Genomic DNA, 14,493 nt, shown 5'->3' with positions numbered 1-14,493 from the left:
AGAATGCTTTTGTGAGGTGAAACTTCAATTATTAAGTAATTAACACAGGCACAATGATATTTTTGATAATGAGCACGCCACTAGCGTATTAATTATTCTGATGTTTACTTCTCCCCCACTCCCCTACTCCATCACTCCCCTACTCCCCCACTCAAGAAATAGAAAAGCTCCTACATCCAAAGTAAAGAAAAGATCGAGGTATTTTTAAAGATATTAATTGACTGATGTCTTTGATGTAACTGCTTCCTCTAACCAAACGTTGGGAAGTTGACTTGGTCTTTGAGGTAATTGCATCAGACCCATTTCTGTTAAACGAACCACGTTGCTGAGAGATTCTACAAGAATAGGGTCAAAATATCTACCACTGTGATTGATACATTTTTCTAAAGCTTCTCCGAAACTAAGAGCTATTCTTTTACCTCGTGCTTGTATTAGCTCTTGGAAGTAAGAAATTAACCCCAGAATTCGAGATTCTACGGGTATTTCGTCTTCTCTGAGACCGTCTGGTTTACCACTACCATCCCAATGTTCTAAATGATGAGTCACAATTTTAGTTATAGGTGCTAACTCTGGCATCGCTGTTAATAATTGACCACCAAGTACGCTCCTTTCCTGCCAAAAAGCTAAAGTTGCATCATCTAATTCATCTGGTGTTTGAGTAAATACTTCGTTTGGTGCTGATGCTAACCCCACTCGAAACAATAATCCTGCTAACCGCAAACGTCGTAACTGCAAAGTAGGTAAATCTAACATTTGACCAAGAGTTTCAGATAAAGCTGCAACTTGCAAAGAGGCAATAGGGTTACTCGGATCGCGTTCATCTGCTTTCTGCGCCATTCGTAAAAATGCCTGCAATTTATTAGCGTTTAGGTTGCGACTAACTCGTAACGCTTGACCTTCCAATTCCCATAGTTCCCTAGTTTGACGATTCATTGTAATCATCTGCTGTTGGGAAGTTTCCAGATAAGAAACTATTCGAGATACCACATTAGTCATATCTGTAGGTGGTGCATCTTTGATAGTTAGAATTTCTTGATGTTGTTTTTGAATGCTGTCTGCTAAGGCAGGATCGTAGGGGCGACATCTTTCTATGAGAATTTCTGCGGCTTTAACTACTAAACTCCGGTCGAAACTCCATAAACCGTAAAATTTTCTTTCTACATCTACAGTGGGTTTACCATTGAGTACATATTCATCTTCTGATAGTTCATGGCAAAGTACCATCGCTCTGTAACCTGGAGCTAAGATAATTAGATTCCATTCATTAACTAAACTATCCGTCGTTTCTAAATTAACTAAAGAGACATTTTCTAGCTGACTTGTAGGATGTTTGGGTAACCCACTATCTGGTACTGCGCTAATAATAATGTGACGGCTAGATTGTGCTATTTCTTGATAACGATCTGCTTCTTGTAAATACCATTTACCTCTTTGAAATGTGACTAAAACTAATGGTTTTTCTTCATAATTTTTAGGGTTAGTTTGTAATATGTGGTCTTCTAAAGCATGGCATAAAGCTACCAATGTATTTTTGAAATAAACTCCGTAACTAGAGGGAAGTTTTCCTTCCGGACTGGCTTCTTTAAGTTGATTTAAAGTTGCTTCTGGATTCATTTTATTAAATGATGATGATTTTATATATTTGTATTTTATTTTTTAGCTACCTTTATTATTAAAGCGATAGCTTCTTTTATTTATACATACTATGATGATTTTGTCAAGTATTATCGCGTCTTTATGGGGCGAAAAAAGTGGTAAAATATATCCTCATATAATCGAGGTATATAACCATGGCAGTTTATCAAGACAGGGAAGCATTTATTCCTTATTCTAGAAAAGATATCATAGAACTTTGTATTCAAGATGGTAAATTACCAGAAGGATCTTTACAAAAGTTTAGAGATTTTTGTTCTATTCTCCTGGCTTATTATCATTTTAAATTACATAAAACACTGGAGATATTAAAGGAAAATTATGCTCCATTTAATCCAGATGCTAATACTAAATATATTGCTTCTCTCTCTGAATCAGAACTAGCAATGATGAAAACTAAAGTTGTTCAGAGTTTTGAGAAAATTCTAGAGCAAGGAAATTTTTTTCCTATATCTCACGCTAGTTTAGAACGTGCTTTTCAGGAAACTTCCCTAATTGAACTGAAAACAGATATCAATTTTGATGACTTTGAAGAGATGATATGTTACTGTCGAGGAGATATATATAAGACAATAAAAGTTAAGAACTTTTTCCGAAAAATTGAAAAGAAAATTGATATTTTTGAAAGGGTTGCTTTATTAATTAAGTGCCAAAATACAGAAGAGACTGATGGTTCAGAATATTCTCAGGAAGAATCTCATCTGAGTTCTAAAAAAATATATATTTCTCTCTATAAAAATATTCCTAAAAATGATATAGAATTTCTATTTCCCAATGTAAAAGTTAGTATGACTTTGAAAGACCGTCTAATGTTAGTAGTACCTGCTATTGGTGCAGCAGTACCTATTGCCCTGAAAATTTTACCGCAACTTTTACTAATTATCGGTGTAATTGTTTTTCTAGCTTTCGGTCCGTCTTATGTAGAAAAATTGAATTTGAGAGCTAATCCGGAGGATGTGAGGAATATGACTGGAATTTTATTAGCTTCATTATCTCTATTAGTAACTTTAGGAGGATTTTGTTTCAAGCAGTATACTCAATACAAAACTAAACAGATTAAGTTTCAAAAACAGGTAACAGACACTTTATTTTTCAATAATATTGCTAATAATGGAGGTGTATTTCAAACTTTAATTGATGATGCAGAGGAAGAAGAATGTAAGGAAATTATTTTAGTTTACTATCACTTATTGACAAGCAATACATATCTAACTCCAGAACAATTGGATAACAAGATTGAAGCCTGGATGGAGGAAAATTTTGATACAAAAATTGATTTTGATATTAATGGACCTTTAAATAATCTCACAAAAATTCAGGGCAAAATTGTCAGGGATGGTGAAGATGAGAATGAGATTTCAAATATACCATTATTAACTTATGATGAAAATTTTTGTTGTCGAGTATTACCCTTAGATGATGCGAAACAATTAATAGATTATATTTGGGATAATGCGTTTAGTTATGCTTAAGAGACCAAGAAATTGAGGAGTCGGGAATTGTTCAAGAATTAAGAATTTAGAATTAAGAATTTAGAATTTATAATTCTCAAACTCAGTCAGATATTACTTTTGACTTTTGAATTTTGACTTTTGAATTGCGCGTTTTGATATACTGCTGAGTACCACTGAAATTTCATATATTAAATATAGCACTACGGATTTAGGTTAGGAAATTTATAAATTCTCAAACTCAGTCAGATATTACTTCTGACTTTTGAATTGTGCGTAGCGCTATAATTACCAAATCAATCTGGAGGAACTATGTCAGAAAAATTGACTCTTTTATTCCTAAAAATGATGCTTGGTTTGCTGATGTAAATTTAGGATTAACTCTTTGGAATGGTGTGTTTGAAAATCTAAGTGGTACTTGGTTAAGTTGGTGTAATGCTGATGGGAATGTAATTAAAACAGGAGATGAATTAGCAGCAGAAAAAAATCTGCAAATATCTCAAAAAGATGCTGAGATATCTCAAAAAGATGCTGAAATATTTCAAAAAGATATTCAAATTAAACAGGCATTATTATTGGCAATTGAAATGGGATTGAAACTCAAGTTTGGTGATGAATATATGGGGATCTTATCTGATATTTCCCAAATAGAGGATCTGAAATTGTTGGAGGCGATCGCTTATCAAATTCCCCAGATTTCCTCAATGGATGAATTGCGAAAACTATATTCTGAATAGCTCAAAAATACAAACAAGGAATGCCTAGTATGGGGGCAAGATGCTCCCACTGCTATGTCTGATAACAAAAATAATTAGGGCTTGCTGAATAATCATCAAAGAACTGACATATAAAAGTTTTAGCCTTTTTGAATCTAAAAAAGTACGAGCTTTTCGCTCGATCGGTCTCAAAAAGTTAGCATTTTCGGCAGACAACGGCAGAAAAAACAAGGGCAAATTCTGACTTCTACCTCCTCTATAATTCCCATTCCTCTTCTATCTCTAGTTCAAAAACTTCTTCTATGGTGATTTCTTCCATCATTATTCAGATCCTCACCACTCAGTTCCATCTGTAATGCAGTTTCATCTATATCTTCTATCTTCAAATCCTATTTCATAAGATAATACAGCAGCTTGAACAGACAGAGGAGAGGATATTGCCATTGCTATTCCCAAAGTAAAAGCAGCACACAATTTTTCATTCTTAACAAACATTATTTCTTACCTTTTAATTTGAAAAAAACTACATTATCCGTAAGCATTTGCTTAAGAGTTAAAAGTATTTAGGGACAATAGTTATATTACCATTCCCACACTTTCTTGATGCACTACCAAATTTACCATGTTCTACTTAGCGTTGGTATAGAGATGTAAACTTTTTGTCCAAGTTTTTTAAAGGACTATCGCTAAATCTTTTCCGGTATTAAAGACCACATTCAAGTTAACTATAATCTATATATATCAAGTTTTTTTTTACTAAAAAAAGTAGTTAAATAAAGTAGTCAAAAAAAATATACCATATAACAACAAGAAGAAAAACTCGTTATAATCACGAATAAAATATCAAAAAAATCAGTTTTATGAAGATTCAGTGAAGATTTTTGGGGAAGGGTTGCGGATTATTAATCATTGAAATAAGATAATTTATTAATAGGGGTGAAGCTTTTTAAACGTTTTTTTTAATTGAATTGTTCAAAATTGTAGATGAGGTAAGAAATTATGTCTGATAATTATGATATTCTGACTGGACTTGCTTTAAGTCCAGATGTAACTTATGGCTATGACAATAGTATTGCACCAGAAGTTCAAGCCTTATTCAAAAATACTTTCAACTACATAGAAAACAGAACCTATTTAGACTTTCAACAAGTAGATTACAATACAGCAGAAATAAAGATCAACAGCGATATTTTCCTAGCTGACGAATTAGTATCTACTGAAAACCAAAATTGGGTACAGTCTTTCATATCTCAGAAAGTTGAATACGCTCTAGATTTAAACCATACTGTCAGGCAAGATTCTGTTGTATCGGAAGTAGTTGATGACGTAAATTCTCTACACTTATTCCCCACTGCTTTTGATTTATGGGCAATAGAAACAAATTATATAGTGTCACAAATTTGATACCAATTCTCTATGAAGCTGTGCTTCATATAAGTTAATCAGATATAATAGTGAAGAAAACTAGGGAGCGATACGGCTGACGCCACGCTCCTCTAACGCTCTTGTATTTATGGCTCCTCTCTTAAAAGTCAAAATTAATGAAACATTTCCGAACTTGAAAAGCGTTTAATTAATAACAGCTAAAGAAGGAGAACGAATACAAATGATTATATCATGTCCAGTTAAATACTTACACTTTGGAGGAAGTAAGAAAGAAGGCAGAAGGGAATCAAAGATTAAAAGGGATAAAGTTTTTTTATCACTGATTATCCAGACATGATATAAAACTTCAGTTATTAAGTAATTACCTTTCAACATTTTTGTCCATCCATCTATTACTTCCTATTTATCCGAATCAAAATGTTTTTCAGTCGTATTAATAATATCTTTTGCTAACCGCTCGCTAAATCCCACCACAAAAGACAAAGAAAATAGAGACATCCATCTTTGATCTTGCCTCTTTTCATTATTAACTGCACCAAAGGTAATAGGAATAATTCCACCCTGTAAAATAGCAAAAATTAAAATGCCAAATGTACCTCCGATCAGAGGCTTATAAAAACCAACTAAGATAGGAATTATTGAGTCTTCATATTGGCAATCCTCTTCAGATTGTTCATAATTACTAAGTCGAGATAAGATACTAACTATGCTACCTAGAGCGCCAGCAGTAAAACACAAATTTCCTAGCCAAACTGTCATTTGAAAATCTTTGATATACATATCTGGTGTTTCATGGCTTCTACTATCAGCATTGAATGAAAGAATTCCTTTTGACTGTAGAGCTTTTTCTAAGTTGTCGCTTCCTGATGATAACCCTAGTGGAAGTACTATGTATAATGGAAGTCCTAAAATTAACCCTAGTAAAATTTTCAGAATAATCTTAGAAGTAACTCTTCGATAAAAATTAATAGGTAAAGCTAGCCAAAAGTTTTTAATTCTTCTGATTCTAAATTCTCCATCAATTCGCAGTTTTTCAATCAGTCGCTTTTGGGGGTTATGCTGAAAAGATTTAATAGCAAGACTAAGATTAAAGACTAAATTAGCAACCTCTGATTTTTGGTGAATATTTTTAATTAATTTTCCAGATAGATATAGAGTTTTGATGTCTGAGAGTAATATCATAACTTTAGAAAATTCTTCTTGATTTTCCTCGCTTAATTGCTGGAGAAAATTAGGGTCGGTAATTACCTCATTGATTTGGGCTAACAAATCATAAACTTTAGTATCTATTTCATCAATAACCGGAATAGAATTTTGTTCCTCTAAAATTTGCTTGTTTTCTAGAGGAGTGGAATCAGAATTATCAAAATCATTTTGAGGCTGCATACTTATAAAAGTTTTCACAAAGGTAGACTAAAAAACTTCATTTTTATGAATGTAGAATGAGTGAATGTAGAATTCAGAATTATTAAATTAGGCAATTTTAGAAGTTTTCCAGAAATGTTAACTACAAAAATTATGCCTTTAAGCCAAAATCTCTGTACTCTATATCATATTTATGAAAACTCCTATTATAGAGAAATAAGAGTTAATCCCATGGGGGTAAGTTTGGGTTGAAGAATTTAGCTTGCTTCCCGCAAAGGTAACCCAACAAAACATGAATGTTGGGTTGATCCTTGAGATCTGCTTTGCCAATGGATAATTTGTCTTAAGACTAACACTTAACAAAGGCAAACATTTTGAGGTTTACCTGCACTAAATTAACTTTTTCTAAGAAAGAGTCAAAATAGCCTGTTCCTTTCTTAATCAATGCCAAAAACTTTTTTAGCTCTTTCCCAGAATTGCAGGCGATCGCTATAACCATTCAGACCACCATTAATCAGACGGGTGACTTTTTCAAAATCTCCTTGGTCTGCATACTCGTTAATATCCCGACTTTCCCAATACCAAGCTGCCACTGCCGCATTTGTATAAGGGTCTTGAACAGCCATTTCCGGGTTGTCTTCTAAAGGCAAACCCAATTCTTCACCGCATTGACGATAATTAGCTCTGCCAGTAAGTTGAATCAGACCCCTTCCTTTATATCGTCTGCCATCTCCTGGTTGAGTATTACCTAAATCCTCTCGTCCCTCATAATCTGCACCACTAGCTAATTCTTCTTTATAATAAAAAGAACCGCTTTCATGGGCAATTTGAGCAATAAATGCACAAACTCTTGCTGTTGTTGCTAAATCAAAATCATGTATAACTTGATTGAGAGGAGCGACATATCTATGAATATCATCATCAGAAGCATCGGGCATAATTGCTTTCAGATTTTCAGCAGTCAATAAATCTGAGTTATTAGATTCTATAATTTCTGCCTGATTTTCCCAGGATAGCTCCCAATGATCGGAGAAAATATACCAGGTTCCAGCATTATGATTGAGTTCAACTTGGTAATGTCCCTGTTCTGCTAGAGAATATTTGATAACTTCATAAGTTTTTCCTTGAGCAACAGATGTTTTTTGACTCTCAGGAAGTTGAGAAGCTTGAGCTACTGCTTTTTTGAGAACAGTTTGACTAATTGCTTTGATAGTTTCCATTTTTTATAGTCTTGATATTTTTGTGAATGCAACAGGCAACGAGCAAAAGAGGGTAGAAACAGAAGAGAGACAGGAGGTAAAGGAGCAAGGGAGTGGAAAGTTGGCAAAGCAATTCTATTAGAAAGCAATCTTAGGACATTAGAGGTTACTTCCTTCCACTCCGGTCGCAATGATCTAGTCAGATTTAATTAGGCATAAATATTAATGTTTTGCCACCATTGCCTGTTCCCTGCTATCGGCAGAGACAGCATAGCAAAATCTACAAATTCTGAGGTAGTCCTGTTGGTTTTCCTTTAACAGAAACAGTGACTCTACCCCATCCTGCTTGTTCACCCATATCGACCCAAATTTTTCTTAAAAGATCGAAACTGTAAGGATCGTAAGCTGCTTTTACCCCTACCTGGTAAGTATTGCCCGCTCCGTCTCTAATACCATAAGGATCGTGTATGAAAATTTTCTGTTTGTCTAGGTCAAATCCTGTAGCTACCACCATGTGTCCGCTACCTTTATATGCCATACCCATAACTACTGGATATCCTGCTTGCAAGCACTCGATTAATTCATCAATTGAAAGTGTATAGGAAAAATAGGTATCTACTTCAAAATATTGTAAAGCACGAGTATTTGCTTGATGATCGGTAGTATCCCCATATTTATCTAGTATCTTCCCATACATACTTTCAAATTCACTATAACCCTCTGATTTTGCTTTTTCAACAAGATCGGGTCTGAGAAAGGCTAAAAACATTGAACAAGAAGTTAGGTTACATTGTCTGTAACCAGGTCCGTGATAGGCCGTATCGTTATCCAACTGAGAGAAATAGGGAACTTCGAGTTTTTTGAATTTTTCTTTTGTCTGTGTCATTTGAGAAATAGTATTGTATACAAAAAAGTACAAAAAACAGATGGAACAAGAAGTTTAGAGAGGCAGAATACTTTTTGAGTTCCAGTCCGGTTGAACAGTTGTCATTGCGACATTTGTAGAACATTCTATAGAAAATCAATCTCCAGCTTTGAGAGATTGCTTTCCGTTCCGGAATGCTCCGCAAACCTTGAACTCCATTTCAGTCGCAATGACTTTTACACTAAGTAATTATCTGGACTTGATATGATTTGATTAATGCTTGAGTTTTGGGCTGTTTTAGCTCAACTACAGCATAATATTGTCCTCACTAAATAGAAAGCTTGTAATTGCTTTCATTAATTAGACGTTTAAGGAAGCAAATTTCTGAATTATTTTTTTCTTAAAATTCAAAGAAACTTTACTTATAGCGCTGTGCGCAGGGAACAGGCAACAGGGAACAGGGAACAGGGGGAATAAATTGCCGATAATATAAGACTTCTAGCTCTTTTGCCCCTACTACAATTTGTAAATATACCAGCGCTCATTGCTATAGATGTTGTCTGCTTAGGAAAAGCAACTTCTGATGTCAGATCAAATCTGCCTGCAATGGAAGTGTTATCAGAAACCGGGTTTGTGGAAAGTATATGTTAGTATAGTGGGGCATTATATCAAATCCGGTTAAACAACCATAGAATGGTTAAGTTAGGAGGAGTCAACCCACCCCCGCCCCTCCCCCTCCCCTCCTGGGAGGGGGAGTCAGGAGTCAGGAGAAGAAAGAATTACAAAGATGAGCGTAGTTATGACGATTGAAGATTTTTTTTATGTCCAATTAAACGGATTTGATATTAAATACAAACCCGGTTTCTCTGCTTTTTTATACCGATACTACCGGATTTGATGTCACTGTCTCACCAAGAACATTTCCCTATCAACCACCCTGTTACAGCCAGTAGAAATATTTTTTTCATCTTACTGGCCACCCCCCCCCCGATAAAATATTCCCTCAACTCCTTTCGTAATATGTTCCGTGCCTGAGAAATTCGCTTGCAGACATTATCGTAGGAAATATTTTGTTTTTGGGCAATGTCTTGATGAGGAAGTTGCTGATAAAAATGCAGGATAAACGTTTCACGCATTCTCGTCGGCAAATTATCAATAGCACGACGAATCACAATCCTTTTCTCTTCTGCTTCTATAAAATAATTTGGCCTTTCTTCAACTAAAACCACTTCTTGCTCCTCAGCAGATGCGTAATCTTCGATATTTTCAACTCTATTCGCACCCCGAATGTGTTCTCGATGAATATCCACACAGAGGTTATAAGTCAGTTTTGTCAGCCATGCCTTAGAATTATAAATTTTTGCTGCATTCTTTTGCTTCTTCTCCCAAGCTTTGAGCATTGCCCGACTGAGGGCATCCTCAGCATTAGTTCGGTTTCCGCCCATCCACTTGACACAGCAATAATAAAGATAATCTTCATGCTTTAGCCATTGCTGCCAAAACTCTTGCTCTGTTTTTTCAGTACAATTTAGACCCAATGTAGTAGCTGAAACTACTTTGAGAGAATTTGATACCATAATAGTCAACCCTTAAAGAAATCTATTAGTTAGTTGGAGCAGAACTATAATTTCAAGGGAATGGGTAGCATTCTTGGGAATTGTATGTTATAATTTAACACCATGAAACTTACACAATACGATCTATTTCTGTCCAAAGCTACCGATGGGGTTTGTAGACCAGTCCGGAATAAGTAATCTGAAATCCAAGTTTTTCCTACCTCATGTGTAAGTCATAAAGAGTATCTAATCATCTCTGAAAAGCTGATTTATTCCTAGATAAGTAGTCATGCAAATTTAAGACCGAAAACAATAAACGCTGTAATAGTCTATATTCAAAGAATAGAGCGATTTATTATTACCTTAAAATATGTGTAATTGATTTTGCCTATGTACTTATGTAGGAAAATCTAATTTCTTATAACTTAGTCACCACAAGGTATTTCCATCATTGTGACCGATAGGGAAAATAATCTCAAATCCAAGTTTTTCCTGCTTTATGTGTAAGTCCTGTTTCCTTAATTTATTCCCAGTAGGAATCGTAATCTTAGTTTAGATTTTTGTTCTGTTACTACCAATCACCTTGAAAAAATATCGCGATCGCTGAATAACTTTATTTCTATTTTACTATATCCTGAGTAATATGCCAAAAAACATTTTTAACGATCTTTATAGTCAGATTGATTGGGCAAATTACGATCGCCTACTTTGATCGCTAATCTGATCAATATTCGTAATCTGAATAAGCTTTGTTGAATCAAGGCAAGAGTCAAACTCTTTACTGGAGGAATTAACTAGAATTCCACTTTCTAGCTTTCCAGCTTACCATTCTGTATCATGGAATTGAGCACCGTACACTCTATGAATAAATCAAATCTGCTACTTGATTTTCACGAGATATGCGATGCCCACTGATTTTGATTGTATTCACCTAAGTAATTGAGTACTTTTTGAGGTTCCCCTTACTCAAGCAGCATCAACAAGGCTAGAATATTTAAACATTAACTCTAGACCATCGACACTTTCTGCCAAAAGCATTGATAATTCTGTACTCGTTTAAGGTAGTATATTTTTCCTTTTCTCCATCGGGAAGAAACCTATAGCCTTTAACTTCAAATTTAGGAAGGTAAACGTCATTATCTAAGAAATCAAGCATTTTATTCAATTCACCAGGTTGCCATAAATCTTTGGCTTGCTGACCAACAATTTTACTCATTGGTTGGTTACTATTAGCAACAATGGCGGCTTGGTTCATCCAAATAACCTCGTTAGTATTCATATCAGTGATAAACTGTGGGTTAACCTCGCCGTAAATTTCAATTAGACTTTTACCTAGTTCTTTAATCATTATTTTTTTCCCTATAATTCTGATACCTCGTTTTGCTCCATTCCAGATGAGGCGAACCTCACCCCACTTAGTAGCTAATAAAATAAACCAATCTTCATGTTGATTGTAGATAGCAATTACGTCTTCTTTCCTATAATAAAAAGGGGCAATAAAGACGATACCCTGTTTAAAGACGGCTTCAGTCCATCCATTCAGGAATTGAGGCTGATTACCTTTGATATTTTTACTCATCTGCATTTTTTTCTGGGATTGTGTCTGCACCCGGCGTTGCACAATTAGGAATGATGAAATCTGAAAGTAAATATTTTTGGATAATTCTTTCCTCAATATATGTACAGTTGAAAATTTATTATCATTCTTTAATGTGCAATTTCATGCACCCTGTTTAAATACAGCTTTAATCCATCCATTGATAGCGATTTCTTGCCATAAAGATGGTTATAGTAGATGTTTGATTATTTTCAGAGATGTCTATTCAGGAATTGAGGCTGATTTTCGATCTTTTTCCTCATATACATTTTTTTCTAGGATTTGATCTCCATAGACTAGATCGGGTAGCAATTCCTGATCGTAATCAAGGTACTCGCATATAAGGCTGATGTCTACATTGTTTAAAGCTTGGCCTGAAATTGATTTGATTATCGCCTTTCTGACAAGATTGTCCAAAGGAGGAGCGGAATTATCAATTTTGGCTTCAAGAGTTTTTATCCGAGCTTGTTGTTCTGCTAAAGCCTTTTTATAGTCAAAACTTAATTCATGCAGAACATCATATTCTCTACTCCTAGCTAATCCGCTCTCTATGTAAAACAGGGCCAGACTAACTAAAGTTCGCTCTTCTTGTAAAGCTCTTTCCTCTAGCTGTCTATAGGTTCCTGCGGACATAGTGACAGATATTTTTTCAGACCTTGTTTTTCTATTACTATCGATCATTAGGTTCTATTTGACTGCTATATGGAACTTATATTAATAATATAATCTAATTAGCTGCTAAAAATGAGGTTTTAACAAAACTTAATATTTGATTTAGAACTTAATTGTTGGGACTAATATCATGTCCGGTTGAATATGTATAATTAAAGCTTGTAGTAGGGCTCCAGCCCGATAACAGATAGGGGCTAGAGCAATTCTACAAACAAAAACTTTTTGGTCGCGGAGCGCGGAACGGAGTTTTATCGCGCTCTTATCCGGACATGATATAACACGAACCTATGGAGGTCCAAAATGTGGTCGTATTGAGTCAGGTAGGGGAGCCGTCGGATTGGCGACGTACAGAAGTCAGGAGGAGAAAGAATTAGAAAAATGAAAAAATACAAAAAAAAAGGAGCGATCGCCCCCCTTTGTTGCTGAAGTAAAAACAGTAGTCGAAAAATTCAGAAATTACTTCTGGGAAACTTCTGAATAAAAAAAATACAAAAAAAAGGAGCGATCGCCCCCTTTTGTTCTAGATATGTTGGGGGCGATCGGCTTTCAGAATTCATCCCAAGCTTTAGGAAAGCGGCTGAACTTTTTGGGCTAGGCAATGTACAAAAGCTCTTTGGCGATCCAGCAATGCTTTCTCGTTAGAAAATGCATTAAAATTCTGGAAATAATCATTGGTGCTGGAGGATACTTCTTTGACTATTGTGCTTACACTTTTTTCCCCATTCTTGTATGTTTTTAAAGCATCTGAGTTTCTCATTTGTGTGAAATCTACTTTTTTATCATTCCAAAAAATCTCGTTCCAATTGTTATCTATTATTTTTCGGTAGTTTTTGAAGTTATCGCGAAAACGTTTTCCCAGCATTCCCTCGTGCGCCATAGCAGCAATATGCACATAGACATTTTTCATATCAATAGGAGAGAAAGTAGTGTAGCAGCCACCTCGTTTCGTACCAACTAAACGATCTGCGTAACACTCATAATTCATCGTTTTTTTCACCGACTTGACAATAATGTGTATCTCCTTGTTTTTTTTGCTTAGGAGTTCGACGATTTTCGCATTTGCAGTAATAATTTTTTCATCTACACCTTCCTCGTTAGAAAACCAACTCAGACTTTTACCAGCATTTTTTGAGACTGGATCTAGCAAGACAATACGTTTAAGTTTTTGTGTTAATAAATTATCAGATAATTCTGTTACATTTGATTTTGATAGGGACTGGATTGCCAAGGCACAACCTCGACTATGTGCCAAAATAAATACATTTTGATAATCATTGCCTTGGTTATTTGTCCATTCCAAAAAATCTACAATGAGTTGTTGTGAAACTTGTGAAAAACTATCAAAAGTTTCTTTCTGCATTCCTTTTGCATCTGAATCGTTAGTGTAGTTGGCGTGGCTCCAGTTTACTTTTTCAATTGTTGTCTTAAGTGCTTTTAAAACATCGTTTTCTTGCAATAGTAATTTTACTTGTAAATTTCGCAAAGTGCCAGTAGGAGTCCCTTCTAACCAGTTTCCATCTAGTTGAGACAAGAAATATGTGTCTTTATTATTATTATTAATTGAAATAAAACTAACATTAGGTTCTATCGTGAGTAGATTAATTTGTAAGACGTCAACCGAAGCGGTTGACAAGTCTTGACATGAAAATATAGTTTGGGGTTCTGATTGTGTTGTTCCACCAAAAACAATAAGAAGATTATTAGCCATGTTATTCTCCGTGTCAATTTGTGATTGTGATTTGATGCCCAAAAAGCAACAGCGAGTCATATTTGGTAATACGATCACAATGGGCAGAAATTACTGATTTTAAAGATAGATATTCCTAGAGAAACTTTTCCGTCCTTAACTTTCAGTATTTTAAAACAGAGATTGGTTGAGTTCCTTTCTCGTTTCTATTAATAAGACGTTTATACTTCCCAATTTCTGAATTTTTTGAGTGAAATTTTCAGGAAAAAAAATTTGATCAAATAAAATTCATAGGCTGACAGGAAAGCTAAAAGATAGATTAGGAATGAGAATTTTATTATCTACA

At 34.8% G+C, this 14,493-nt stretch carries 12 protein-coding genes; 3 read left to right on the top strand and 9 right to left on the bottom strand.

What is annotated here, in order from left to right:
- Positions 1-213: 213 nt before the first annotated feature.
- Entirely contained in the window at positions 214-1,614 is a 1,401-nt protein-coding gene (locus tag F6K06_RS23325) for a DICT sensory domain-containing protein (RefSeq protein WP_287243103.1), read from the bottom strand.
- A 176-nt stretch (positions 1,615-1,790) separates the two neighbouring features.
- On the opposite strand from F6K06_RS23325, the gene F6K06_RS23320 reads away from it, so the two are divergent.
- Both F6K06_RS23320 and F6K06_RS23315 read left to right on the top strand, forming a co-directional pair.
- Entirely contained in the window at positions 1,791-3,125 is a 1,335-nt protein-coding gene (locus tag F6K06_RS23320) for a TMEM143 family protein (protein WP_287243101.1), read from the top strand.
- 251 nt (positions 3,126-3,376) lie between these two features.
- The gene (locus F6K06_RS23315; RefSeq protein ID WP_287243099.1) at positions 3,377-3,841 is read left to right on the top strand and encodes a hypothetical protein; all 465 of its coding nucleotides are present in this window, start codon (positions 3,377-3,379) and stop codon (positions 3,839-3,841) included.
- A gap of 342 nt (positions 3,842-4,183) precedes the next feature.
- Here the strand turns inward: F6K06_RS23315 and F6K06_RS23310 are convergent, their stop codons facing one another.
- Positions 4,184-4,315, bottom strand: a complete 132-nt coding sequence (locus F6K06_RS23310) for a hypothetical protein (RefSeq protein WP_287243098.1) — start codon at positions 4,313-4,315, stop codon at positions 4,184-4,186.
- A gap of 504 nt (positions 4,316-4,819) precedes the next feature.
- On the opposite strand from F6K06_RS23310, the gene F6K06_RS23305 reads away from it, so the two are divergent.
- Positions 4,820-5,224 (top strand): hypothetical protein, encoded by a 405-nt coding sequence (locus F6K06_RS23305; RefSeq protein WP_287243096.1) that lies wholly within the window; start codon positions 4,820-4,822, stop codon positions 5,222-5,224.
- A gap of 381 nt (positions 5,225-5,605) precedes the next feature.
- Here the strand turns inward: F6K06_RS23305 and F6K06_RS23300 are convergent, their stop codons facing one another.
- The 7 genes from F6K06_RS23300 to F6K06_RS23270 all read right to left on the bottom strand — a co-directional run bounded on the left by F6K06_RS23300 (position 5,606) and on the right by F6K06_RS23270 (position 14,168).
- Positions 5,606-6,592, bottom strand: coding sequence for a hypothetical protein (locus tag F6K06_RS23300; protein ID WP_287243095.1), 987 nt, complete (start codon positions 6,590-6,592; stop codon positions 5,606-5,608).
- Between the two features lie 416 nt (positions 6,593-7,008).
- Entirely contained in the window at positions 7,009-7,791 is a 783-nt protein-coding gene (locus tag F6K06_RS23295; protein ID WP_287243091.1) for a glycoside hydrolase family 19 protein, read from the bottom strand.
- 259 nt (positions 7,792-8,050) lie between these two features.
- A complete protein-coding gene (locus F6K06_RS23290; RefSeq protein ID WP_124145429.1) occupies positions 8,051-8,656 on the bottom strand; it encodes a C39 family peptidase in 606 nt (201 codons plus the stop codon).
- A gap of 887 nt (positions 8,657-9,543) precedes the next feature.
- The gene (locus F6K06_RS23285; RefSeq protein ID WP_287243089.1) at positions 9,544-10,212 is read right to left on the bottom strand and encodes an RNA polymerase sigma factor; all 669 of its coding nucleotides are present in this window, start codon (positions 10,210-10,212) and stop codon (positions 9,544-9,546) included.
- 973 nt (positions 10,213-11,185) lie between these two features.
- Positions 11,186-11,776, bottom strand: coding sequence for a hypothetical protein (locus tag F6K06_RS23280; RefSeq protein ID WP_287308888.1), 591 nt, complete (start codon positions 11,774-11,776; stop codon positions 11,186-11,188).
- Positions 11,777-12,010: 234 nt separating this feature from the next.
- Complete coding sequence (locus F6K06_RS23275; protein WP_287243086.1) at positions 12,011-12,469, bottom strand: hypothetical protein; 459 nt, start codon at positions 12,467-12,469, stop codon at positions 12,011-12,013.
- 556 nt (positions 12,470-13,025) lie between these two features.
- Positions 13,026-14,168, bottom strand: a complete 1,143-nt coding sequence (locus F6K06_RS23270; RefSeq protein ID WP_287243084.1) for a hypothetical protein — start codon at positions 14,166-14,168, stop codon at positions 13,026-13,028.
- Positions 14,169-14,493: the final 325 nt, after the last annotated feature.

Source organism: Okeania sp. SIO1H4, assembly GCF_010672695.1.
Classification (GTDB): domain Bacteria; phylum Cyanobacteriota; class Cyanobacteriia; order Cyanobacteriales; family Microcoleaceae; genus Okeania; species Okeania hirsuta.
Note: the sequence above shows the minus strand (reverse complement) of the source record. Positions and strands in the feature narration are given on the sequence as shown.

What these genes read in the sequence shown, in the direction of transcription:
- F6K06_RS23325 (WP_287243103.1), bottom strand. Translation starts at nt 1,614, where the DNA reads ATGAATCCAGAAGCAACTTTAAATCAACTTAAAGAAGCCAGTCCGGAA.
- F6K06_RS23320 (WP_287243101.1), top strand. Translation starts at nt 1,791, where the DNA reads ATGGCAGTTTATCAAGACAGGGAAGCATTTATTCCTTATTCTAGAAAA.
- F6K06_RS23310 (WP_287243098.1), bottom strand. Translation starts at nt 4,315, where the DNA reads ATGTTTGTTAAGAATGAAAAATTGTGTGCTGCTTTTACTTTGGGAATA.
- F6K06_RS23305 (WP_287243096.1), top strand. Translation starts at nt 4,820, where the DNA reads ATGTCTGATAATTATGATATTCTGACTGGACTTGCTTTAAGTCCAGAT.
- F6K06_RS23300 (WP_287243095.1), bottom strand. Translation starts at nt 6,592, where the DNA reads ATGCAGCCTCAAAATGATTTTGATAATTCTGATTCCACTCCTCTAGAA.
- F6K06_RS23295 (WP_287243091.1), bottom strand. Translation starts at nt 7,791, where the DNA reads ATGGAAACTATCAAAGCAATTAGTCAAACTGTTCTCAAAAAAGCAGTA.
- F6K06_RS23290 (WP_124145429.1), bottom strand. Translation starts at nt 8,656, where the DNA reads ATGACACAGACAAAAGAAAAATTCAAAAAACTCGAAGTTCCCTATTTC.
- F6K06_RS23285 (WP_287243089.1), bottom strand. Translation starts at nt 10,212, where the DNA reads ATGGTATCAAATTCTCTCAAAGTAGTTTCAGCTACTACATTGGGTCTA.
- F6K06_RS23280 (WP_287308888.1), bottom strand. Translation starts at nt 11,776, where the DNA reads ATGCAGATGAGTAAAAATATCAAAGGTAATCAGCCTCAATTCCTGAAT.
- F6K06_RS23275 (WP_287243086.1), bottom strand. Translation starts at nt 12,469, where the DNA reads ATGATCGATAGTAATAGAAAAACAAGGTCTGAAAAAATATCTGTCACT.
- F6K06_RS23270 (WP_287243084.1), bottom strand. Translation starts at nt 14,168, where the DNA reads ATGGCTAATAATCTTCTTATTGTTTTTGGTGGAACAACACAATCAGAA.